This window comes from Aliivibrio sp. SR45-2, assembly GCF_963890165.1.
GTDB classification, from domain to species: domain Bacteria; phylum Pseudomonadota; class Gammaproteobacteria; order Enterobacterales; family Vibrionaceae; genus Aliivibrio; species Aliivibrio salmonicida.
Map to the genome: position 1 here is coordinate 35897 of NZ_CAWPRC010000161.1, position 21946 is coordinate 57842.

Sequence of the window (21946 nt, forward strand, 5' to 3'; positions counted from 1 at the left end):
CTAACCACTACATACATTTACTGTATGCAGTGGCTTATACTTATAGTTTTTATTTGCTAAATTTATTTAGCTTTTATGTATAGGTCTTTCGAGTAGATTTTTTCTTCCGCATTTTCAACAGGGAAGCCACCTACTTGTGGAGATAATAGACGAGATTTTACATACTGATAGATAGGAGCAATTGGCATATCTTTCGCTAGTAATTTTTCAGCTTCTAGATAAATTGCAGTGCGTTCTTCTTCAGACGTTGAAGCTAATGCTTTTTCAATTAACGCATCATACTCAGCACTTCCGTAATGTTGACCGCCAGTTGTATTCTTACTAACCATTAATGTTAAGAAGGCAGAGGCTTCATTGTAATCACCACACCAGCCAGCACGCGCTACTTCAAATTGACCTTGGTCTTTTGAATCTAGATAGGTTTTCCATTCTTGGTTTTCTAAAACAACTTCTAAGCCAAGAGTCTTCTTCCACATAGAACCGGCAGCGACTGCAATTTTCTTATGGTTTTCTGACGTATTGTATAGAAGAGTAAATTTCAGTGGATTTTCTGGACCAAATCCAGCTTCAGCTAATAGACGTTTTGCTTCAGCATTACGTTCATCTTGAGTCATTTTACCGTAAGCTGGTAGCTCAGGATTAAAGCCTGCGGTGATCTCTGGTGTTAGGAAATACGCAGGTTTTTGGCCTTGACCTAAAATAATGTCAGATATAATTGGGCGGTCAATCGCGTAAGAAATCGCTTTACGAACTCGAACATCATCAAAGGGTGCTTTTTTCGTATTAAATGAATAATAGTAAGTACATAGACTACCCACTACCGACACTGATTCTGGCTCTTCTTTTTTCAAGCGCTTAAAGTGTTCAACCGGTAATTCATTAGTAAAGTCGAGTTCACCAGAAAGAAAACGGTTCATTTCTGAGACTTGATTTTCAATCGGTAAGAACGTCACTTTCGTCAGTTTTGTATCGGCATTATCCCAATATTGCTCGTTACGAGTTAATTCTAAACGTTCGTTCACAACCCATTTATTTACAACAAATGCACCGTTACCAACGAAATTACCCGGTTTGGTCCACTGGTCACCAAACTCTTCGATTGTGGCTTTATGAACAGGCATCATTGTTGTATGCCCCATCATCATCACAAAATAAGGAACGGCAGTATCAAGTTGAACTTCTAATGTATTTGCATCAATCGCTTTAACACCTAGCTCACTTTTGTCTTTTTTACCTGCAACGATGTCTTTTGCATTCGCCATCTTAGTATATTCCATATACCAAGAGTATGGAGAAGCCGTTGCTGGATCAACTGCACGTTGGAAGCTGTATACAAAATCATCCGCAGTGACAGGATCACCATTTGACCACTTAGCGTCTTTACGTAAATGGAAAGTGAATTTTTTATTATCGGTCGTTTCCCAACTCTCTGCGACTCCAGGAATGGTATTACCTGCCGCATCTTGATTAACAAGACCTTCAAGTAAATCACGAATAACGTGAGACTCAGGTACACCTTGAGATTTATGAGGATCAAGAGTTGCTACTTCTGTTCCATTACCACGAGTCAATTCTTGAACGTCGGCATAAACAGAATCAGTTGATACTGCTTTTTCAGCAGGTTTTGTTTCTTTTACTGGTTGCTCTGCGGTTTTATCTCCACAGCCAATAAGTGTCAGTGACAGGCCACCAAGCAAAATTGCTTGTGTAATTTTATTTTTATACATGCATTAACTCCAATACATTTTTTTGCATCCATGACAATCTTCGGACAAAGCGATTTGCCAATCATTTTAATGTTCTAAAAAACGTTAAATACGTCTAAAAAACATAAAATCCTTCGAAGAATCGTGGGCAACATTATCAATCATCGAAGTAATTTGCCACATTTTTGTCACAAAATGCCCGATAACTTTTAATATCATCACAATTAGCAGAATAAAACTCCAATAAAGGAAGAGCAATTGATTGCTTGATATACAAAAACTAAATAAGCGAGCATTAATTATCTATTCAACTGTTTTTTAATAAAAAATCAGAGTTTAACTCCAATTAACCACACAAAAAGTAAACATATAGCCACATAAAAAAGAATAAAATTAGCTTTTATTAGCTTTAGTTACTACGCGAATACCACTCTATATTTTATAAATCAATATTCGATATATAAAAATTCGCGTCACTATGAAATTCATTCGGCCCCATTTCATACAACTTTCAATATTGTTTTAGTTTGCTGCAAAACTCAGAAAGTCGAATTGAACTATCAAAAACTTCAGTAACACTGGGGGTAATGCTGTTCTTTACAGCAGATATTTGTATCCATTTGTGGATAATTTAATCAAGGATGTTACTTTATGTTTAAAACTAAACTTGGGTTTTGCACTGCGGCAATCACTCTTGCCCTCTCTGCCCCTACGTATGCAGCCGTTCCTGGCCAAGCCATTATTTCTTGGATGGAAACGGATTTTTCAATCATCGATGTAGACCAAGCGGCCACTTCTTATAAAAATCTCGTTACCGTTAAAGAGTTTGCTGAAGTTCCTGTTACTTGGGATCGCTGGTCAGGTGAATCCGCTGAAACATGGAAAGTCTTATTGAATGGACAAATCGTCCATGAAGAATCTATCTCTGCTACTGCCTCTCAAAAAGCCTCTACCGTCCTTCAAGTCAGACAAGGCGGCCAATACTCAATGACGGTTCAGCTGTGTAACGGCACAGGTGCAGTAGAAGAATGTAGTACAAGTGCGCCAAAAGACATTGTTGTCGCAGATACTGATGGCAGTCATTTAGATCCATTACCAATGAACATCGATCCTGCAAATGGTAATTACACAACCCCTGAGGGTATGGTCTCTGGTGCTTACTTTGTTGAATGGGGCGTTTACGGTCGTAAATTTGCCGTAGACCAAATACCGGCACAAAATCTAACTCATATTCTTTATGGCTTTATTCCTATTTGTGGTCCTAATCCCTCTTTAGGTGAAATCGAAAACGGAAACAGTTTAGCGGCTCTAAATCGTGCGTGTGCTGGCACTCCTGATTATGAAGTTGTTATTCATGACCCATGGGCAGCCGTTCAAATGCCGCAGCCACAATCCGGTCATGTACATAGCACGCCATATAAAGGAACCTATGGTCAAATGATGGCTCTTAAACAACGCTATCCAGACCTGAAAATTGTTCCTTCTATTGGCGGTTGGACTTTATCAGACCCTTTCTATGACTTTGTTGATAAATCTAAACGTGACATTTTCGTCACTTCGGTTAAGAAATTCCTTAAAACATGGAAATTCTACGACGGCGTTGATATTGACTGGGAATTCCCAGGTGGTGACGGTGCAAGTTCGACCGGTGGTGACCCTGTAAATGACGGCCCAGCTTATGTTGCTTTAATGCAAGAGCTGAGAGCTATGCTTGATGAGTTAAGTGCTGAAACAGGAAAAACTTATGAACTAACGTCTGCGATTGGTGCTGGTTACGATAAAATTGAAGATGTTGATTATGCAGCAGCCTCTCAATACATGGACTACATTTTTGCCATGACTTATGATTTCTTCGGTGGTTGGAATAACGTCGTTGGACATCAAACTGCGGTTTACTGTGGCTCACATATGTCACAAGGTGAATGTGATGGCACAGGATTAGACGATAAAGGCGAACCTAGAAAAGGCCCAGCTTATACCATCTCTAATGCTATCGATTTACTGCTAGCGCAAGGTGTTGATGCTAAGAAACTGGTTGTTGGTGCTGGTATGTATGCTCGTGGTTGGACTGGCGTGACACGTGAAAGCATGACTGATCCAACAAACCCAATGACAGGCGTTGGTAATGGTAAAGTTGCGGGTTCTTGGGAAGCTGGCGTTATTGATTACAAAGATGTCGTCACTAATTACGTAAATAAAGCAGGCGTAGAAGTAGGTTACGATGATGCCGCACAAGCAGCTTTTGCTTATGACCCAAGTAATGGCGATCTAATTACTTATGATAATAAACAATCTGTATTAGCAAAAGGGGAATACGTTCGCTCTTTAGGTTTAGGGGGTTTATTCGCATGGGAGATAGATGCTGATAACGGTGATATTCTTAATGCAATGCAAGAAGGCCTTGCTGGTGGAACGGTAACCCCTCCTGCGAATAAAAAACCAATTGCTAATGCTGGTGTCGATATTACGGTAACCACTCCAGCAACAGCTCAACTTGATGGTTCATTATCATCAGACAGTGATGGAACAATCGCATCTTATACTTGGACTCAAATATCTGGACCAGCGGTAGCGTTAAGTAATCACAATACGGTTAATGCTAGTTTTGTAACTGATGGTTTTATTCAATCGGAAACTCTTCAATTCACCTTAACGGTAACGGATGATAAAGGCGCAACAGCTTCTGATTCAGTCTCTGTAGTCGTAACCGTTAAAGGAACTGAGCCGGTTAATACCCCACCAGTAGCCATAATTATTGCACCAAGTTCGGTTAATAAAGGGGATGTAGTAACGCTAGATGCCTCTTCTTCTACTGATGCAGAAAGTGACCCTCTAACGTTTACGTGGGCAGTTCCATCAGGAATCGATGCAACGGTTACAGGGTCTACAGTCACCTTTATTGCTGATTCTTATACGGTAGATACTCCACTATCATTCTCTGTCACAGCAAATGACGGACAAGCATCAAATACAGTAACAGTAAGTGTTACTGTGCTAAAAGATGCAGGAGATCCGCCTGTAACTTGTGATAATGCATGGGATGCATCCGCTGTTTATAATGGTGGTGACCAAGTTTCTAACTCAGGTAAAGTATGGGAAGCTAAATGGTGGACTCAAGGTGATGATCCATCGACCTCTGGTGATTGGGGAGTATGGAAAGAAGTAGGTATCTCTGCTTGTAACTAATACCAACTTATTATAATCAATATAAAAAAGGCCAAATTCATGACTTTGAATTCGGCCTTACTTTTTATCAATTAGAACTAAGTATAATTACTTACCTAGTGCTTCTTTATAATGGCTTCGGCAAACGGATACATATAATTCATTACCACCAATAGCAACTTGATCACCATCAGCAATAGCAACACCATGCTCATCAGTACGAATAACCATGTTCGCTTTACGACCACAATGACAAATGGTTTTTAACTCAACCAATTTATCAGCCCATGATAATAAATATTTACTGCCTTCAAATAGCTCACCTAAAAAGTCAGTACGTAACCCATAACATAACGCTGGGATATGCAATTTATCGACGACTTCTGTTAATTGGTAAACTTGTTCTTTCGTTAAAAACTGGCATTCATCGATTAATACACAATGTATTTTTTTTGCTTCATGCAGCGTTTTAATCGTTTCAAACATATCCATATCGGTATTAAATAAATGCGCATCGGCATCTAAGCCAATACGAGAACTCACTTTTCCTACACCATAACGATCATCAATAGCCGCAGTAAAAATCGCAGGATTCATTCCGCGTTCTTGGTAATTAAAAGACGATTGAAGAAGTGTTGTTGATTTACCCGCATTCATTGCCGAGTAATAAAAGTACATTTGAGCCACAAATGTGTCCTCTATTAAAGTTTAAAAATTTGGTAATAAAAAAGGCTGGAAAAACCAGCCCTTTACATAAAACGGTTTATATTATTTACGACGCCAAGTTGTTCCTTCTGGGCCATCTTCTAATACAATATTTAACGCTGCGATGGCATCACGAGCGGCATCGGCTGCTGACCAATCTTTTGCTGCACGAGCATCGTTACGCGCTTTGATCAATGCTTCTATTTCAGCCACTTCATTATCACTGCCGCTATCACCTTGTAAGAAAGCTTCTGGTTCTTGTGACAATAAACCTAATACCTCAGCCAATTCACGCATTAATGCACCAAGTTTCGATGCGGCTTCGATATTTTCGGTTTTTAAACGGTTTACTTCACGCGCCATTTCAAACAACACTGAATAAGCTTCTGGTGTATTGAAATCATCATTCATTGCCGTAGAGAAACGAGTAACAAACGTTTCACCACCCGCAGGTGTCACCGTTAAATCAAGGCCACGTAACGAAGTATATAGACGCTCTAATGAAGAACGAGCTTGATTTAAATTCTCTTCGCTGTAGTTCAATTGACTACGGTAATGACCAGACATTAAAAAGTAACGAACCGTTTCTGAATCGTAATGCGCTAATACGTCACGGATAGTAAAGAAGTTGCCTAATGACTTAGACATCTTTTCACGATCAATCATCACCATACCACTGTGCATCCAAGTATTTACGTACTTAGCGTCATGCGCACAACATGATTGAGCAATTTCATTCTCATGATGTGGGAACATAAGATCAGACCCCCCACCATGTATATCAAAATGATTACCTAGAATAGAAGAGTTCATCGCAGAACATTCAATGTGCCAACCGGGACGACCGGGACCCCAAGGGGATTCCCATGTAGGCTCACCTGGTTTAGACATTTTCCATAAAACAAAATCCATTCCACTGCGCTTAACACTTGTTTCTTCAAGAGTCACACGAGAGCCCGCTTGAAGCTGTTCAAGATCTTGACGAGAAAGACGACCATATTCATCAAATTTCTTTACTTCAAACATTACATCGCCATTTGAAGCAACGTATGCAAAGCCACGTTCAATTAAGCGCTCAACTAATTCTACAATTTCCGTAATGTATTCAGTCGCTCGTGGTTCAACGTCTGGACGTTTCATTTTCAAAGCATCAAAATCCGCATGCATTTCTGCGATCAAACGTTCAGTTAGTGCTTCACAGCTTTCGTTGTTTTCAGCAGCACGTTTAATGATTTTATCGTCAATATCAGTGATGTTACGAACAAATGTAAGATCGTAGCCTAAAAAACGTAAGTAACGAGAAATCACATCAAAAGATACAAAAGTACGACCATGGCCAATATGACACAAATCGTAAATCGTAACCCCACACACATACATACCGACTTTACCTTCGGTAATTGGTTTAAATTCTTCTTTTTGGCGTGTTAGGGAATTATATATTTTCAACATGTTCTTTTTTTACTCGTTATTTGTTTTAAGGATATATAAAGGCTATTAAACCTATAATAAGTAATGATAGCAAGAAAATTCCCTGTAGATCCGACTTAATCTTAGGTAAAATAAAATTCTATTTAAATACAATTACAAAGGTAATTCCATGATCATCCTTCACACTTCTTTTGGTGACATTACAGTTAAACTTCATGAAGACAAAGCACCAGTAACTTGTGCTAACTTCCTACAATACTGTCAAGATGGTTTCTACGACAACACACTTTTCCACCGTGTAATTGATGGCTTTATGGTTCAAGGCTGCGGCATGACTGCTGGTCTTGAAGAAAAAACAAGCCGCGCAACAATCAAAAATGAAGCAAACAATGGCCTAAACAATAAAGTAGGCACATTAGCGATGGCTCGTACTATGGAACCGCATTCTGCAAGTTCTCAGTTCTTCATCAACGTTAATGACAACAAATTCTTAGACTTTAAATCAGAGTCTGTAGATGGTTGGGGTTACTGTGTATTTGCTGAAGTTGTTGACGGCATGGACGTAGTAAACAAAATCAAAGGTGTTGCAACTGGTAACTACGGTTACGTACACCAAGATGTACCTGTTGAAGAAGTATTCATCACTGGTACAACAATTACAGAATAATTGTTCTTTTTATGCCAGCGTTAATCGCTGGCATTTTATCTACTACAATGTGACTTATGACTATCCTATTTATCTCCGATCTGCACCTCTGCCCTACTCGCCCTGAAATCACAACCTGCTTTCTTGATTTTATGGAGAATGAAGCCGTACACGCTAAAGAGCTGTATGTCTTAGGTGATCTCTTCGAATTTTGGATTGGTGATGATGATAACTCTTCATTTAGTTCATTAATTAAAAATGCCTTTACGACATTAACCAACCAAGGTGTCCATTGTTTTTTCATCCAAGGAAACCGTGACTTTTTATTAAATAAACGATTCTGTAAAGAAACGGGCATCACCTTACTTGCCGATCATACCGTAATTGATGTTGATGGAAAAAAAGTGCTGATCATGCATGGTGACACGCTTTGCATTGACGACGTTAAATATCAAGAATTCAGAGCAAAAGTTCATCAACCGTGGCTACAGTGGGTTTTCAATCGTATCCCGTTATTTATTCGCCAGCGTATTGTCAAAAATGTACAAGATAAAATAAAAGAAAAAAAACAGCATAAAACATTATCAATAATGGATGTCACCCAAAGTGAAGTCGAAAGAGTCATGCATAAAGAAGGCGTCAACCTATTAATTCATGGTCATACTCATCGTCCAGACACTCATGTTTTCACAGTAAATGATAATCAAATGACAAGAATTGTGCTTGGAGATTGGTACACACAAGGCTCAATACTTACCTATAAAGACAATACATTTACACTTTTAAATAAAAGCTTTAAATAACTCACAGTTATAAGCGTTCATTTGGTGCTTAATCATTATTGAGACATAGTTTTTTTGTGTAAATACGATTATCATTAAAACTCATTGTTCCAGTATGCTGTAGAGAAAAGAACTCATGTATTCATACGTTGCTCGTCAACCTATTTTAGACCTAAAAAAGAACACGATTGGGTATGAACTCTTATTTAGAGACGGGCCTAAAAATACATTTCCTGCAGTAGAAGCTGAAGAAGCAACGAGTCGTCTATTATCAGACCATTTTTTAAGTTCCCATTGTAATGCGACCAATGACAAATTAGGTTTTGTAAACTTTCCACAGCAAAGTTTATTAAACTTAGTACCTACGTTATTTAATGCTAGCAACCTCGTTATTGAAATTCTTGAAGATTGCATTCCTACCCCCGAATTGCTTGAAGCGATTAAAACGCTATCCGAACGAGGGTATAAGCTTGCTTTAGACGATTTTGAGCCAAGCCCTCAATGGACACCTTTTTTACCTTATATCGACATCATAAAGTTTGATATGCGTGTAACTCCAGTTCTAAAAGCAAAACTATTTATACGCCACTGTGCAAAATACAACATTGTATTTTTGGCTGAAAAAGTAGAAACATACGAAGAGTTCGAGCAAGCAAAAGAAGCTGGTTTTACGTATTTTCAGGGATATTTCTTTAGTAAACCTGAAATGTTGCAACAACGTGCGATTCAACCCAATCAACTGTCAATAATACAGTTGTACCAAGAAATATCTGCTCCTACTGTTAATTTTGTGGCGGTTGAAAAACACATTGCTCAAGATGTTTCGTTATCTTATAAATTGCTGAGATTTGTCAACTCATCATCAGTAATAGACAAGCCTATCACGTCATTCAAGCAAGCTTTAGTATATCTTGGTGAAACCAAATTACGTCAATTCGTATCTTTGGTTGCTGTCGCTCATGCAACCCAACATAAGCCTCAATCTCTTTATACATTGTCGATCCATCGCGCTAAATTGTGCGAATTGATCGTTAATAAAACAAAAATCAACTTAGAACCAAGCCAAGCCTTTTTAGTCGGTTTATTTTCGTTATTAGAGCCATTATTAGATCAACCCTTAGAAGTATTGATCCAACATCTCCCTATTTCAGATGAAATAAAACACGCCCTAACATTAAGAAAAGGCCCTCTTGGATCTCTTATCCTTGCGATAGAGAGCTACGAAAAAGCCGATTGGGACATTGTCGCTAAATGTTGTTCTGATCTACATATCACTGAACAAGAATTCTCAGCTTGTTATAATGAATCCGCTGAATGGGTCGATGATTTAGCCCACTAAACGAGTGTAATAATGTCTAAAAACAACCATTGCCCTTGTGGCACTAAAAAAAATTATTCAGTTTGTTGTGAACCTATTCATAATCAACATGAACTAGCAAAAACACCCGAACTACTAATGCGTTCACGTTATTCAGCTCATGTTAAACAACTTGTTCAGTACATTATTGATACCTATCATCCCTCTTGTCATGCAGAAGAATTTAGAGACGGTATTGTCGAATCCACAGAATTAGAGTGGCGAAAGCTAAAAGTACTATCAAGTCACTTATCAACAATGAGTCCTTATGAGGGTTTCGTTTCTTTTAAAGCAACATACTCAGAAAACAATCAACTTCATCAACTAAAAGAGCACTCTCGTTTTCTTAAAGAAAATGGCAAATGGTATTACATTGATGGTGAAATTGAATAATTTAAGCTCAATGGCTCTTGTTGAAAGATAATAAACACATAAAAAACGCCGCATTTATTTAAATGCGGCGTTTTTATTTTTACTTTTTATATTTAAAGAATAGAAACCATAAATACAACAAGAATAGCGACTGGACATACAACTCGTACATACCAAGGCCAAATTTTCCAGAATAGTCCTTGTGCAATCTCAGGGTTACCCTGTTTGATCTCTTCTAATACCTTATTACGATTCCAAATCCAACCAACAATGATAGCCCAAACAACCCCTAGCAGCGGTTGCATATAAACCGTAGAGATGTCTGCAATCAATCCAAACAATGTGCCAAAATTAAAGACAATAAATAAGCTCAGAACAAGAATCGCTCCGCCAATAAGCCACGTTGCTTTTGTTCTGTCCGTTTTTAACTCTTCTTGCGCACAAGAAACAGGAACTTCAAGCAGTGAGATCGAAGACGTTAATGCAGCAATTACCATGAGTACAAAGAAAGCCGTACCTAAAACAACACCCATTCCCCCCATCGTTTCAAACATCGCAGGTAACACAGCAAAGACAAGGTCACCAGAACTGATCAATTGACCCGCTTCATTAAATATCTCAACGCCATTATTTTTAGCAACAAACATCGCAGGAAGGATAAGAAGACCTGCGGCAAAAGCAACACCGGTATCAATAGCCGCTACTTGAGCTGCCGTTTTAGGAATATTCACATCTTTCTTTAAATATGAACCGTATACCATCATTGAGCCAACACCTAATGATAGAGAGAAAAAGGCCTGCCCCATAGCATCGACTAACAAACCACTATTGATGTGAGAGAAGTCAGGCACTAGATACATTTTAAGGCCTTCCATTGCACCATCTTGAGTAAAGATATAAGCAATCATGATCCCGAATAATATAAATAGCATTGGCATTAAACGTGTTGACCACTTTTCAATACCATCAGCAACACCTTTCTGAACAACATAAATAGTAAATACAGAAAATAGAATCGTTAATACCACATTACGACTGTCACCAAAATTCACTAACCAATCAGCAACACTTTGTAGGCCTATGATTTCTAAAATAGGAGCAGCAGCAAAGCCCATTAACCAACCAGCAAGAATAGAATAAAAACTTAAAATCATAGAAGCGGCCAGCATGGCAATAAAACCAAACACTCCAGCGGCGAGCTTATTTTTAGTCCAAATTTTCTTTAGAGAAGCAATAGGGTTAGATTGCCCATGACGACCAATGGTTAGCTCTGCGACTAACATAGGGAAAGCCAATAGGAAAACCATTAAAAGGTACATTAATAAAAAAGCAGCGCCACCATTACTGGCAGCTTTTGTAGGAAAACCCCATACATTACCTAAACCAACAGCTGAACCTGCAGCTGCCATAATAAAACCTAATTTTGAGGTAAACTGACCTCTTGAAGCATTACTATCCATGTTTATTCCATCTGTGCTTGAGAAATTACAGGTTGTAAATTATATTTTACATACCGTATGTATTAAAATTATTAGAATAGTGGCAAGTAAACCAGTTTAAGAATAAAATTGAAAGCGATGCTTTTTATTTTTATAACAAAACTCTCTATTTTTGTTATAACCTGTTTACAAAACAATCAAACCTCTCTTATTTCGAATTTTTATCCCCTTTACCTACTCTTTTGCCTCAAGTCCTGATATTAATACATATTCTCTCTATATATATGAAATCACGAATGGATAAGTTCTACCAAGCACTCACTATCGTTAGCTTTATCTTGTATTGGCTTTTAGTCGCCGGGGTAACGATTCGTGTCGTCTTTAAACCAAGGCCTGTAGGCGTCTCTCTTGCTTGGTTAATGGTTATTTATATCCTTCCCGTTATTGGTGTAATGGCTTATTTCTTAATTGGTGAGCTTAATTTAGGCCGTACTCGTGGTGAGCGAGCAAAAGCAATGTTTACTCCTTATGAACAGTGGTTTGCTCAAGTTCATCACTGTCAGTCTCATCAGCCTCATTCTATTTCACATCGAATTTCATCCATTCATAATTTGTGTTCAAATCGATTAGGTATTCCAGCATTAAGTGGCGACACCCTTTCTTTATTAAATACCCCGTCAGAAATTTTGACCGCCATTATTCGAGATATTGAAAAAGCAGAGCATGAAATCAATATGGAATTCTACATTTGGCATCATGGTGGATTAGCCGATGGTGTCGCAAGCGCATTAATTCAAGCGGCTAAACGAGGCGTAACCGTTAATGTTTTACTGGATTCGGCTGGGAGTATTGATTTTTTCAAAAGCCACTGGCCAAGAATGTTACGAGAATCTGGGGTCAATATTGTTGAAGCCTTAAGCGTGAGTCCATTCCGTATGTTCTTTAGACGACTTGACCTACGATTACATCGAAAAATTGTCGTTATCGATAATAAAATTGCCTATACAGGATCAATGAATTTAGTCGATCCTCAATATTTCAAACAAAATTCGGGCGTAGGCCAATGGGTTGACGTAATGGTTCGTATTACCGGCCCTAATGTAGCGATCTTAAATACGATTTATGCATGGGATTGGGAAGTAGAAACGGGAATACGAGCACTGCCAACAATACCTGAATGCCCATTTGAAATAGACCCATTTAACCACACTACTCAGGTAGTGCCTTCGGGTCCGGGTATGCCAGATGACATTATTCAGCAAGTATTGATCACAGCAATTAATCAAGCTAGAGAATCACTCACAATCACAACACCTTATTTTGTTCCTAGTGAGTTATTGCTCCATACCTTAAGAACCACAGCTCACCGAGGAGTAAAAGTTACGTTAATTTTACCCAAGAAGAACGATTCATTAATGGTAAGTTGGGCTTCAAAATCATTCTTTGAAACGCTTCTAAACGCAGGGGTTCATATCTTTGAGTTTAAAGGCGGGTTATTGCATACTAAATCAGTGGTCATTGATAATAACTATTGCATTATTGGTACTGTGAATTTAGATATGCGCAGCTTCTGGTTGAATTTTGAAGTCAGTTTGATTGTTGATGATCCTGAATTTACAAAACAATTAACGTGGGTATTAGATGGCTACCTAGAACATTCTGATGCGATTGTTTTAGAAAATTGGCAGCAACGAAATTGGGCTCATCGATTTACTGAGCGTTTCTTCTCTATGTTTAGCCCCTTACTTTAAAACAAAACATAAATTAAAAAGCCCACGATAATTTAATTATCGTGGGCTTTTTTAGCATCCGTAAATATTAACGAATGCCACTTAAAAATTCATGTCTTGTCGCTGGATTACGTTTGAAAATCCCGCCAAGCGCAGTTGTCGTTGTGCTACTCGTCGCGTCCATGACACCACGAGACTTAACACAATAATGTGTCGCTTCCATTGTGATCGCAACATCGTCACTGCCAAGCAATGTTTGCAGTGCCACTAATATTTGCTGTGTCATACGCTCTTGAACTTGAGGACGCTGGGCAAAAAATCGAACAATACGATTAATCTTCGATAGACCAATGATCTTTTCACGAGGAATATAAGCAACGGTGGCTTTTCCATCAATCGTCACTAAATGATGTTCACACGTACTCGTTAATGTAATGTCGTTCACTCGAACCATTTCATCACAGTTCATTTTATTTTCAATGACGGTAATTTTAGGGAAATTCGCATAATCTAACCCAGAAAAGATTTCATCAACGTACATCTTAGCAATTCGATGAGGCGTCTCTTCAAGGCTGTCATCACTAAGATCGAGAGTAAGCAGAGACAAGATCTCACGCATATGCTCTTCAATACGTTCTTTTTTCTCTTCACGACTAATTCCATTTTCTTTCATTGGCGTCTCAAGGCCACGCGCAACAAGAGCATCACGCACCAAAATGGCTGATTCACTGAATGATGACATCATATACTCCAGAGTATTCTATTTAAAAATCCTGCGCTAAGGATACCCGCTCTGTAAAATAAATACACCCTGATTTTCATGGGTCTATTAGATGTTCAGCACCAAAATATGGTAATGTTCTTCCTTATTACTACTAGTTCAGAGAATATCATGATGGATTGCTGCGCAACTCAAGGTCTCATCCCCGTAGAAACGGCATTGGATACCCTTTTATCCCAAGTTACCCCTATTTCATTAGCAAAAACATTGCCTCTCTCTGATGCCATTGGTTTTGTTTTGGCTGAAGATATTTGCTCCCCAATTAACGTTCCTCCTTTTTCAAACTCAGCAATGGATGGTTATGCAGTTCGTCTGTCTGATTTAGCACTCTCTCTGACATTACCAGTTGCAGGTAAGTCTTTTGCTGGTATTCCTTTTGAAGGTGAATGGCAAGAACAAAGCACAATTAGAATCATGACTGGTGCGAAGATCCCTGTTGGTTGTGATGCCGTTATTATGCAAGAACTCACCTCGAATTCTGATGGTAACATTACGTTTGATGTCACTCTTTCTGATATAAAACCTCAAACCAATATTCGTCCGATTGGTGATGATGTTTCACAAGGACAAACCGTCTTAGAGAAAGGTCACCGCTTAACACCAAGAGACATTCCATTAATTGCTTCACTTGGTATTAATGATATTCCCGTCGTTCATAAACCTAAAGTTGCCTTTTTCTCAACGGGTGACGAACTGACACCATTAGGTCAACCACTCGAAGATGGTCAGATCTATGACAGTAATCGCTACGGTATTAAAGTATTAATCGAGAGGTTTGGTTGTGAAGCCATTGACCTTGGTATTATTCCAGATTGCCCACAAACGCTAAGAGACGTCTTTCTTAAAGCTGATAAAGAAGCGGATGTGGTGGTGACATCAGGTGGTGTGAGTGTTGGTGAAGCCGATTACACAAAAGACATCTTAGATGAATTAGGCCAAATTGGCTTTTGGAAATTAGCCATAAAACCGGGTAAACCTTTTGCCTTTGGTCAGCTGCCTGATTCTTATTTCTGTGGTTTACCGGGAAACCCCGTTTCTGCAATGTTAACAATGTATGTATTGGTTCAGCCGATGCTAGCGAAACTTGCAGGTCACTCTAAATGGGAAGCGCCTAAAGCGATCCCAGCAGTGGCAACGACGGTCTTTAAAAAACGTCCTGGTCGTACTGATTATCAACGCGGTATTTACTCCATCAATGATAAAGGTCAATTTGAAGTGGCCACTACGGGCAATCAAGGTTCAGGAGCATTTAGCTCAATGAGTATTGCTAATTGTTTTGTTGTTCTGGAACGAGAGCGTGATCGTGTTAGTGTTGGCGAAACCGTTAATATCGAACTATTTAACGCCTCTCTTTATTAGAAGTGATCCCAATGTCTGAATTATCTGATCAAGAGATGCTGCGCTATAATCGTCAAATCATTTTGAGAAATTTTGATTTTGAAGGCCAAGAGAAACTCAAAGACAGCACCATTCTCATTATTGGTGCTGGCGGGTTAGGTTGTGCTTCAACTCAATATTTAGCCGCTGCCGGATTAGGGTCAATGACACTGGTTGATGATGACGTTGTCGAACTCTCAAACTTGCAACGTCAAATTTTGCATTGCGACGATACCATTGGTGAAAAGAAAGTCATTTCAGCGAAAAATGCCTTAAACCGTATTAATCCTAATTGTCATATTACCCCTATTGATAAACGTTTATCTGATGATGAGTTACGTGTTCTTATTTCATCTCATGATTTAGTGTTAGATGGCACCGATAACGTAGAAACCAGAAATCAGTTAAACCGACTGTGCTTTGAATCTAAAACACCGTTAATCTCAGGTGCGGCAATTCGTATGGAAGGCCAAGTGAGCGTTTATACTTATCAAAATAACGAGCCTTGTTATCAATGCTTAAGTAGTTTATTTGGTGAGCAGGCGCTTACTTGTGTTGAAGCCGGTGTAATGTCTCCTGTTGTTGGCATTATTGGTGCAACACAAGCTCTTGAGGCCATCAAAGTATTAACTAATTACGGACAACCCTTAATCGGGAAACTTCTGATCTTAGATGCCCTTTCAATGAACTGGCGTGAGATGAAATTAGCAAAAACACCCCACTGCTCTGTATGCGGTAAATAGCACGTTCCACAATATCAAGATCAATAAAAAGGCGCTAACCCATTTGGATTAACGCCTTTTTTCATTTCGACTTAAAACAAAGATCCTACAATTTAAAATAGGTTAACTGTTGTTTCTGTTGCTCTGCTAACTGTGACAATTCATGGCTTGCAGCCGCACTCTGTGTAATACCCGTTACGTTTTGATTTACAATTTCATGAATATTTGTGATGTTACGATTAATGTCATTCGTAACTTGGCTTTGCTCTTCTGCCGCTGTCGCTACTTGTGTATTAATCGCAGTTATACCATTAACCGATCCCATTATGCTCATCAAAGCCTCATTGACTTGGCTCGCTAATGCTTGATCATTCGCCAATACATCAAGACTTGATTGCATTCCATCATTGGCTTTTGTCGACTGCACTTGCAACTCTTCAATAATCACCTGAATTTCTTGAGTTGATTCTCGAGTACGAGCAGCAAGCATACGAACCTCATCCGCCACCACAGCAAAGCCTCGTCCACTTTCTCCCGCACGAGCTGCTTCAATCGCAGCGTTTAATGCCAATAAATTTGTTTGCTCTGAAATACTTTGAATCACGTCAATCACATTACCGATCTTTTCAGATTGTTCTTTTAAGCCAGTCACCACATTCGCAGCTGATGTGATTTGATCGACCATTTTTAAACTTGCGTCCGTGCTTTCTTGGTATAACTTTAAGCCATGAGAGGCCATTTCACTCGCTTGATGCGCTGCGGTATCTGCATTTAACGCGCTGCTATTTACATTATCCGCGGTACTTGATAATTGATTTACGGCAGAAGCAACTTGCTCAATTTCTTGCTTTTCTTGATCTGAATTTACTTGAGCTTGTGTCATCACCGTAGCCAGTTCCGTTGACGCTGAAGCCACATCTTCAGAAATACGAACCATCGAATCAATAGTCGTACGCAGTTGATGTACCGTTGTATTAATATCACGGCTAAGGGCGGTAATTTCATTATCCCCTTCTTCATTAACCGTTACATTCAAATCACCTTTCGCAATGCGCTGCATAATTTGTTGTATTGTACCAATTGGTGCAACAATAATACTTGCTAACCACCAAGCGCAAATAAGCGATACAAAAATGGCAATAAAAATGGCAATAGTCACTTGTGTTAATGTCGCATCATGCGCCATTTTTGCTTTGGAAACTTCCGTTTCAACCACTTGATTCAATTTTGCTGATAACTCATCAATGGCGTTAACCATGGCAGCACCTGCACGCCTGTACTCAGTACGAGCCAGATCATACTTTGTCGTATTGTATTCACCAGTATGCTTTTCTTTCAATAGAGGCATCATTGGTGATTTACTGTATTGAACGTAGTAATTCATTGCTGATTTTAACGTATCAATCTCTTGAGAAAGCCCATTCATCTTCCTTAATTTATCCATTGATATGATATTTTTTCTAAATCCTGAATCTAGATTAGCCGCTAATTTCTTTAATTCTTCAGAATCATACAAACTATAAACGGCACTGATTCGCATTGCATACGTTGTGTTGATAATGGTTGCTAGCTCATCTTTGCTTTCACTTAATTCATTCGAAGCAGACGCCATGTTCGTCATTGATGCTTCAAAATCACCACGAGCGAGCAACACGCCCCCAGTCATAATGATAGAAATAAGTAATACAGGAATTAAAACCTGAACTTTAATAGAAAAACCATTGATCAACTTACGCATTATTTACCCTCATAACACTCTCAAAAATAATTGTTAATAATGTCATTATCTCTGGTTTTATTTTCAAATAGTACACTGTGACGTAGATCTATTTTTACAAACCGTTCAATAATCAATACAAAAAAACCGTCAAATTTTACATTTACGTCAATAAAAAACACATAACGCTATGAATTTGAACAATAAGATTAAATAACATTCATTTCTAATGAATACGCCTTTTTAATAAAAAAACCAGAATGTCATACACTTTTAAGAAAACTGAAATATTACTGTCACATAAGTTTCCTAAAGTGGCCTCGTCAACTTAATTACGGCACGTATGCCTCAAAGGAAATGAAAATGAAAAAGTCAGTTATCGGCGCACTAGCAATTCTGAGTTCAGTAGTAGCATTACCAGCATCAGCGAAAGAAACAATTTCTGCAGTTGGTTCAAGCAGCGTGACCCCTCTTATGGAAGTTTTTTCTGAAACCTACATGAAAGACCACTCTAACGTTTATATCGAAGTTCAAGGCCCTGGTTCTTCTGCTGGTGTAAAAGCAGCGAAGAATGGTTCTGCGGATTTAGGTATGTCATCACGTAATCTAAAAGCATCAGAAAAAGAAGCGACATTAAAAGAATTAGTGGTTGCACACGATGGTATCGCTGTTGTGGTTAACCCAAGCAATACACTTAAAGGCCTAACGTCAGAACAAGTTACCGCTATCTACAAAGGTGAAGTGAAAAACTGGAAAGAAGTGGGTGGCGAAGATAAGCCAATCGTTGCAATTACACGCGACACGGCATCAGGTACTCGTGGCGCATTCGAAGACATCATGAGTCTTAAGAAAAAAATCTCAGGTATGAAAGTATCGGCTATCTCTCAACGAGCTCAAGTAGCAAATGGCAACGGCGCGCTAAAAACAATGGTAGCAAGCAACCCATACGCTATTGGTTATATCTCTTTAGGTACCGTAGATAACTCAGTTCATGCCCTTTCTATCGATAACGTAGTACCAAGCGTTGCTGATATTAAAAATGGCACATACAAAGTCTCTCGTCCTTTCCTTGTACTGTACCGTGAAGGTAAGCCATCAGTAGAAACTCAAAAATTCCTAGACTGGATGACAGACGAAACAGCACAAAATCTAGTTGAAAAGAACGGCTACATTTCAGTTAACTAATTTATTACCTTAATTTTCCTGGCCTGCAAAGGCCAGGCTTTTCCATTTCGAATTTTTCGACATGTGAGTATTTATTATGACCATCGCCATGAATAATCAAGATACTGTCAATCAAGACAAGCCTTCTCTTAATCCGTTACGACAGAAAAAACGTGTGGATTGGAGAGAGCGTATTTTCCACGTATTATTTCTCAGCTGTGCCATCATCGGTACGTTATCTTTAGCCACCATTGCGTATTTTATCGTTAAAGAAAGTATTCCTGCATTTCAACAAGTTGGTGTTAGTGGCATCGTTTTAGGTCAAGATTGGCTACCACCAGCTCTTTATGGTGTTTTCACCATGATCGTTGCATCCGTTGTTTCTACCTTTGGTGCCGTTCTCGTCGGTGTTCCAATCGGTATCCTTACGGCTATTTTTATCGCTGAAATCGCGCCTAAACGCCTTGCCGATATTATCCGCCCTGCGGTTGAATTACTGGCTGGCATCCCATCGGTTGTTTATGGCTTCTTTGGCCTTGTTATTATTGTTCCATTGATTCAAGACGTATTTCAAGTCCCTGCAGGTAACACTATCCTTGCGGGTATTATCGTTTTAGGTGTTATGATTTTACCTACCGTAATCACGGTATCAGAAACCTCAATCAGAGCCGTCCCAGCGACCTATAAAGAAGGTTCATTGGCCCTTGGCGCTTCTAAAATATTCACAATTTTCCGTATTCTTCTTCCTGCTGCTCGTTCAGGCATTATGACGGGTGTCATTTTAGGTATTGCTCGCGCTCTTGGAGAAACAATGGCTATCATTATGGTTATGGGGAACGCCCCTGCCATGCCAGAAGGTATCTTAGATTCTGCGCGTACATTAACAGCAAACATTGCGATTGAAATGTCATACGCAAGTGGCATCCACGCCAGTGCTCTATATGCAACAGGCGTAGTATTACTCGTCTTTATCATGTCTCTGAATGGCATTCTTCTTTATCTAAATCGTGAAACAGCGAGATAAGACAATGAATAAACTTAAAAAACAACGTCACATAAAAGATCAGATCGCAGCAGGATTCATCTGGTTCTCAGCAGCCATCACCGTCGGCTTTCTATTTTGGATAATGTGGTACATTTTATCGAATGGCCTACAACACGTAAGTTGGTCATTCATTACCGATAACTACACTCGTACTGGTGAAGAACACGGTATCTTCCCAATGATCGTCGCCACCCTTTACATGGTATTAGCTTCAATTGCGGTTGCCGCGCCACTCGGGATCATGACGGCCATCTATTTAACCGAATACGCAAAAGTAGGCAGTAAACTCGTTAAAGTCATTCGCTTCTGTACAGAATCATTAGCGGGTATTCCATCGATAATCTTTGGTCTATTTGGTATGACTTTCTTTGTCGGTATTTTAGGATTAGGTTTCTCTATTTTATCCGGTGCGCTTACGCTGAGTATTTTAATCTTACCCGTGATTATTCGTACAACAGAAGAAGCATTAATGGCTGTACCTCAAACCTTTAGAGAAGGCTCTTATGGTTTAGGGGCATCAAAAATCTATACCATTTGGCGCTTAATACTACCAAGCGCAATGCCAGGTATTTTAACCTCTGTTATTTTAAGTATTGGTCGTGTTATTGGTGAATCCGCACCTGTATTCTTAACCGCTGGTATGGTGGCACGTATTCCTGATTCATTGCTTGATTCAGGCAGAACATTAACCGTTCACCTGTACAAATTAACCACTGAATTATTTACCATCGAAGAATGGAATCAAGCTTACGCAACAGCGACAGTATTGATTGTTCTTGTATTAATAATTAACACGCTAACGAAGCTATTGGCTCGAAAAATCAATAAAGCGTCTTAATTAATCGATTTATTATCTATCACTAATTATTGACTGATTGCACGGCATAAGATGCGATCAGTAAGGAAAACACAATGAACAAATTTAATATTGAAAACCTAGATCTTTTTTACGGACAAAACCAAGCATTAAAAGGCATTAACTTACCGATCCCTGCAAAACAAGTAACCGCCTTGATCGGTCCTTCTGGTTGTGGAAAATCAACATTATTACGTTGTTTGAACCGCATGAATGATTTAATTCCTGGCGTAAAAATTACTGGTTTTGTTAGTTTAGATGACCATGACATTTACGGTAATATCGATGTTGCCGATTTACGAATCAAAGTTGGAATGGTTTTCCAAAAAGCGAACCCATTTCCAATGAGCATTTATGAAAACGTTGCCTATGGCTTAAAAGCACAAGGCGTAAAAGACAAAAAAGTACTAGATGCCGTCGTTGAAAAGTCACTTCGCAGTGCTGCTCTTTGGGATGAAGTAAAAGATCGCTTAAAATCTCATGCTTTTGGCCTATCTGGTGGACAACAACAGCGTTTGTGTATTGCTCGTACTATCGCAATGGAACCTGATGTCATCTTAATGGATGAACCGACATCAGCACTGGATCCAATTGCAACACACAAAATTGAAGAGTTAATGGAAACACTAAAACAAGATTACACGATCGTTATCGTTACTCACTCAATGCAACAAGCTCGCCGAATTTCAGATAAAACCGCGTTCTTCTTAATGGGTGAATTGGTCGAGCATAATGACACTCATGTTATTTTCTCAAACCCTAAAGATGACCGTACTCAAGGCTATGTAAATGGTGACTTTGGTTAACCTTATTTTCTAAATTATAAGAAAGCGATGGAAACTCTTTGCCCCTCTAGTTAGGGGCTTTTTTGTCATTTAACTACCGGTTTTATATTAAAATTAAATCTACTACGCCCACATTACGACCACGGGTATTTATTTCGACAATTTA

At 39.0% G+C, this 21946-nt stretch carries 18 protein-coding genes; 12 read left to right on the top strand and 6 right to left on the bottom strand.

Translation table 11 applies throughout. The features are described from left to right. Positions 1-62: 62 nt before the first annotated feature. Positions 63-1727 carry an ABC transporter substrate-binding protein gene (locus AACV33_RS12465; protein WP_182699293.1) on the bottom strand — a complete coding sequence of 555 codons (1665 nt, stop codon included), beginning with the start codon at positions 1725-1727 and terminating at the stop codon, positions 63-65. Between the two features lie 630 nt (positions 1728-2357). Here AACV33_RS12465 and AACV33_RS12470 point away from each other — a divergent pair. After that, a complete protein-coding gene (locus AACV33_RS12470) occupies positions 2358-4892 on the top strand; it encodes a glycosyl hydrolase family 18 protein (protein ID WP_182699294.1) in 2535 nt (844 codons plus the stop codon). 87 nt (positions 4893-4979) lie between these two features. Here the strand turns inward: AACV33_RS12470 and AACV33_RS12475 are convergent, their stop codons facing one another. Together AACV33_RS12475 and cysS are read right to left on the bottom strand one after the other, a co-directional pair. After that, positions 4980-5558, bottom strand: a complete 579-nt coding sequence (locus AACV33_RS12475; protein ID WP_017022204.1) for a thymidine kinase — start codon at positions 5556-5558, stop codon at positions 4980-4982. 81 nt (positions 5559-5639) lie between these two features. Continuing rightward, the gene (gene cysS / locus AACV33_RS12480; protein ID WP_017022203.1) at positions 5640-7028 is read right to left on the bottom strand and encodes a cysteine--tRNA ligase; all 1389 of its coding nucleotides are present in this window, start codon (positions 7026-7028) and stop codon (positions 5640-5642) included. Between the two features lie 148 nt (positions 7029-7176). On the opposite strand from cysS, the gene AACV33_RS12485 reads away from it, so the two are divergent. The 4 genes from AACV33_RS12485 (at position 7177) to AACV33_RS12500 (ending at position 10185) form a co-directional block, all read left to right on the top strand. Next, positions 7177-7674: a peptidylprolyl isomerase gene (locus AACV33_RS12485; RefSeq protein WP_182699295.1), complete on the top strand. Its 498-nt coding sequence runs from the start codon at positions 7177-7179 to the stop codon at positions 7672-7674. A 56-nt stretch (positions 7675-7730) separates the two neighbouring features. Continuing rightward, a complete protein-coding gene (gene lpxH, locus AACV33_RS12490) occupies positions 7731-8456 on the top strand; it encodes a UDP-2,3-diacylglucosamine diphosphatase (RefSeq protein ID WP_182699296.1) in 726 nt (241 codons plus the stop codon). A gap of 115 nt (positions 8457-8571) precedes the next feature. After that, positions 8572-9774, top strand: a complete 1203-nt coding sequence (locus tag AACV33_RS12495) for an EAL and HDOD domain-containing protein (protein WP_017022201.1) — start codon at positions 8572-8574, stop codon at positions 9772-9774. Positions 9775-9786: 12 nt separating this feature from the next. Next, positions 9787-10185, top strand: coding sequence for a YchJ family protein (locus AACV33_RS12500; protein ID WP_023603529.1), 399 nt, complete (start codon positions 9787-9789; stop codon positions 10183-10185). 92 nt (positions 10186-10277) lie between these two features. Here AACV33_RS12500 and AACV33_RS12505 read toward each other — a convergent pair whose 3' ends face one another. Further along, positions 10278-11624 carry a sodium-dependent transporter gene (locus tag AACV33_RS12505; protein WP_017022199.1) on the bottom strand — a complete coding sequence of 449 codons (1347 nt, stop codon included), beginning with the start codon at positions 11622-11624 and terminating at the stop codon, positions 10278-10280. 275 nt (positions 11625-11899) lie between these two features. Here AACV33_RS12505 and cls point away from each other — a divergent pair, with 275 nt between their 5' ends. Then, entirely contained in the window at positions 11900-13354 is a 1455-nt protein-coding gene (cls, locus tag AACV33_RS12510; RefSeq protein ID WP_017022198.1) for a cardiolipin synthase, read from the top strand. 67 nt (positions 13355-13421) lie between these two features. Here cls and folE read toward each other — a convergent pair whose 3' ends face one another. Further along, positions 13422-14075, bottom strand: a complete 654-nt coding sequence (gene folE / locus AACV33_RS12515) for a GTP cyclohydrolase I FolE (RefSeq protein WP_012550500.1) — start codon at positions 14073-14075, stop codon at positions 13422-13424. 153 nt (positions 14076-14228) lie between these two features. Here folE and moeA point away from each other — a divergent pair, with 153 nt between their 5' ends. Both moeA and moeB read left to right on the top strand, forming a co-directional pair. Continuing rightward, positions 14229-15473, top strand: a complete 1245-nt coding sequence (gene moeA, locus AACV33_RS12520; RefSeq protein WP_182699374.1) for a molybdopterin molybdotransferase MoeA — start codon at positions 14229-14231, stop codon at positions 15471-15473. A gap of 11 nt (positions 15474-15484) precedes the next feature. After that, a complete protein-coding gene (moeB, locus tag AACV33_RS12525; protein ID WP_182699297.1) occupies positions 15485-16234 on the top strand; it encodes a molybdopterin-synthase adenylyltransferase MoeB in 750 nt (249 codons plus the stop codon). Between the two features lie 85 nt (positions 16235-16319). Here the strand turns inward: moeB and AACV33_RS12530 are convergent, their stop codons facing one another. Continuing rightward, on the bottom strand, positions 16320-17951 hold the full coding sequence (locus AACV33_RS12530; protein WP_182699298.1) for a methyl-accepting chemotaxis protein: 1632 nt from the start codon (positions 17949-17951) through the stop codon (positions 16320-16322). 342 nt (positions 17952-18293) lie between these two features. Here AACV33_RS12530 and AACV33_RS12535 point away from each other — a divergent pair, with 342 nt between their 5' ends. From AACV33_RS12535 to pstB, 4 genes are all read left to right on the top strand, one after another. Then, complete coding sequence (locus AACV33_RS12535) at positions 18294-19115, top strand: phosphate ABC transporter substrate-binding protein (RefSeq protein WP_017022194.1); 822 nt, start codon at positions 18294-18296, stop codon at positions 19113-19115. A gap of 76 nt (positions 19116-19191) precedes the next feature. After that, on the top strand, positions 19192-20118 hold the full coding sequence (gene pstC / locus AACV33_RS12540) for a phosphate ABC transporter permease subunit PstC (RefSeq protein ID WP_012550647.1): 927 nt from the start codon (positions 19192-19194) through the stop codon (positions 20116-20118). A gap of 4 nt (positions 20119-20122) precedes the next feature. Continuing rightward, a complete protein-coding gene (pstA, locus tag AACV33_RS12545) occupies positions 20123-20977 on the top strand; it encodes a phosphate ABC transporter permease PstA (RefSeq protein WP_017022193.1) in 855 nt (284 codons plus the stop codon). A 74-nt stretch (positions 20978-21051) separates the two neighbouring features. Further along, entirely contained in the window at positions 21052-21801 is a 750-nt protein-coding gene (gene pstB / locus AACV33_RS12550; RefSeq protein WP_017022192.1) for a phosphate ABC transporter ATP-binding protein PstB, read from the top strand. The last annotated feature ends 145 nt before the right edge of the window (positions 21802-21946 follow it).

What these genes read in the sequence shown, in the direction of transcription:
- AACV33_RS12465 (WP_182699293.1), bottom strand. Translation starts at nt 1,727, where the DNA reads ATGTATAAAAATAAAATTACACAAGCAATTTTGCTTGGTGGCCTGTCA.
- AACV33_RS12470 (WP_182699294.1), top strand. Translation starts at nt 2,358, where the DNA reads ATGTTTAAAACTAAACTTGGGTTTTGCACTGCGGCAATCACTCTTGCC.
- cysS (WP_017022203.1), bottom strand. Translation starts at nt 7,028, where the DNA reads ATGTTGAAAATATATAATTCCCTAACACGCCAAAAAGAAGAATTTAAA.
- AACV33_RS12485 (WP_182699295.1), top strand. Translation starts at nt 7,177, where the DNA reads ATGATCATCCTTCACACTTCTTTTGGTGACATTACAGTTAAACTTCAT.
- lpxH (WP_182699296.1), top strand. Translation starts at nt 7,731, where the DNA reads ATGACTATCCTATTTATCTCCGATCTGCACCTCTGCCCTACTCGCCCT.
- AACV33_RS12495 (WP_017022201.1), top strand. Translation starts at nt 8,572, where the DNA reads ATGTATTCATACGTTGCTCGTCAACCTATTTTAGACCTAAAAAAGAAC.
- AACV33_RS12500 (WP_023603529.1), top strand. Translation starts at nt 9,787, where the DNA reads ATGTCTAAAAACAACCATTGCCCTTGTGGCACTAAAAAAAATTATTCA.
- AACV33_RS12505 (WP_017022199.1), bottom strand. Translation starts at nt 11,624, where the DNA reads ATGGATAGTAATGCTTCAAGAGGTCAGTTTACCTCAAAATTAGGTTTT.
- cls (WP_017022198.1), top strand. Translation starts at nt 11,900, where the DNA reads ATGGATAAGTTCTACCAAGCACTCACTATCGTTAGCTTTATCTTGTAT.
- folE (WP_012550500.1), bottom strand. Translation starts at nt 14,075, where the DNA reads ATGTCATCATTCAGTGAATCAGCCATTTTGGTGCGTGATGCTCTTGTT.
- moeA (WP_182699374.1), top strand. Translation starts at nt 14,229, where the DNA reads ATGGATTGCTGCGCAACTCAAGGTCTCATCCCCGTAGAAACGGCATTG.
- moeB (WP_182699297.1), top strand. Translation starts at nt 15,485, where the DNA reads ATGTCTGAATTATCTGATCAAGAGATGCTGCGCTATAATCGTCAAATC.
- AACV33_RS12530 (WP_182699298.1), bottom strand. Translation starts at nt 17,951, where the DNA reads ATGCGTAAGTTGATCAATGGTTTTTCTATTAAAGTTCAGGTTTTAATT.
- AACV33_RS12535 (WP_017022194.1), top strand. Translation starts at nt 18,294, where the DNA reads ATGAAAAAGTCAGTTATCGGCGCACTAGCAATTCTGAGTTCAGTAGTA.
- pstC (WP_012550647.1), top strand. Translation starts at nt 19,192, where the DNA reads ATGACCATCGCCATGAATAATCAAGATACTGTCAATCAAGACAAGCCT.
- pstA (WP_017022193.1), top strand. Translation starts at nt 20,123, where the DNA reads ATGAATAAACTTAAAAAACAACGTCACATAAAAGATCAGATCGCAGCA.
- pstB (WP_017022192.1), top strand. Translation starts at nt 21,052, where the DNA reads ATGAACAAATTTAATATTGAAAACCTAGATCTTTTTTACGGACAAAAC.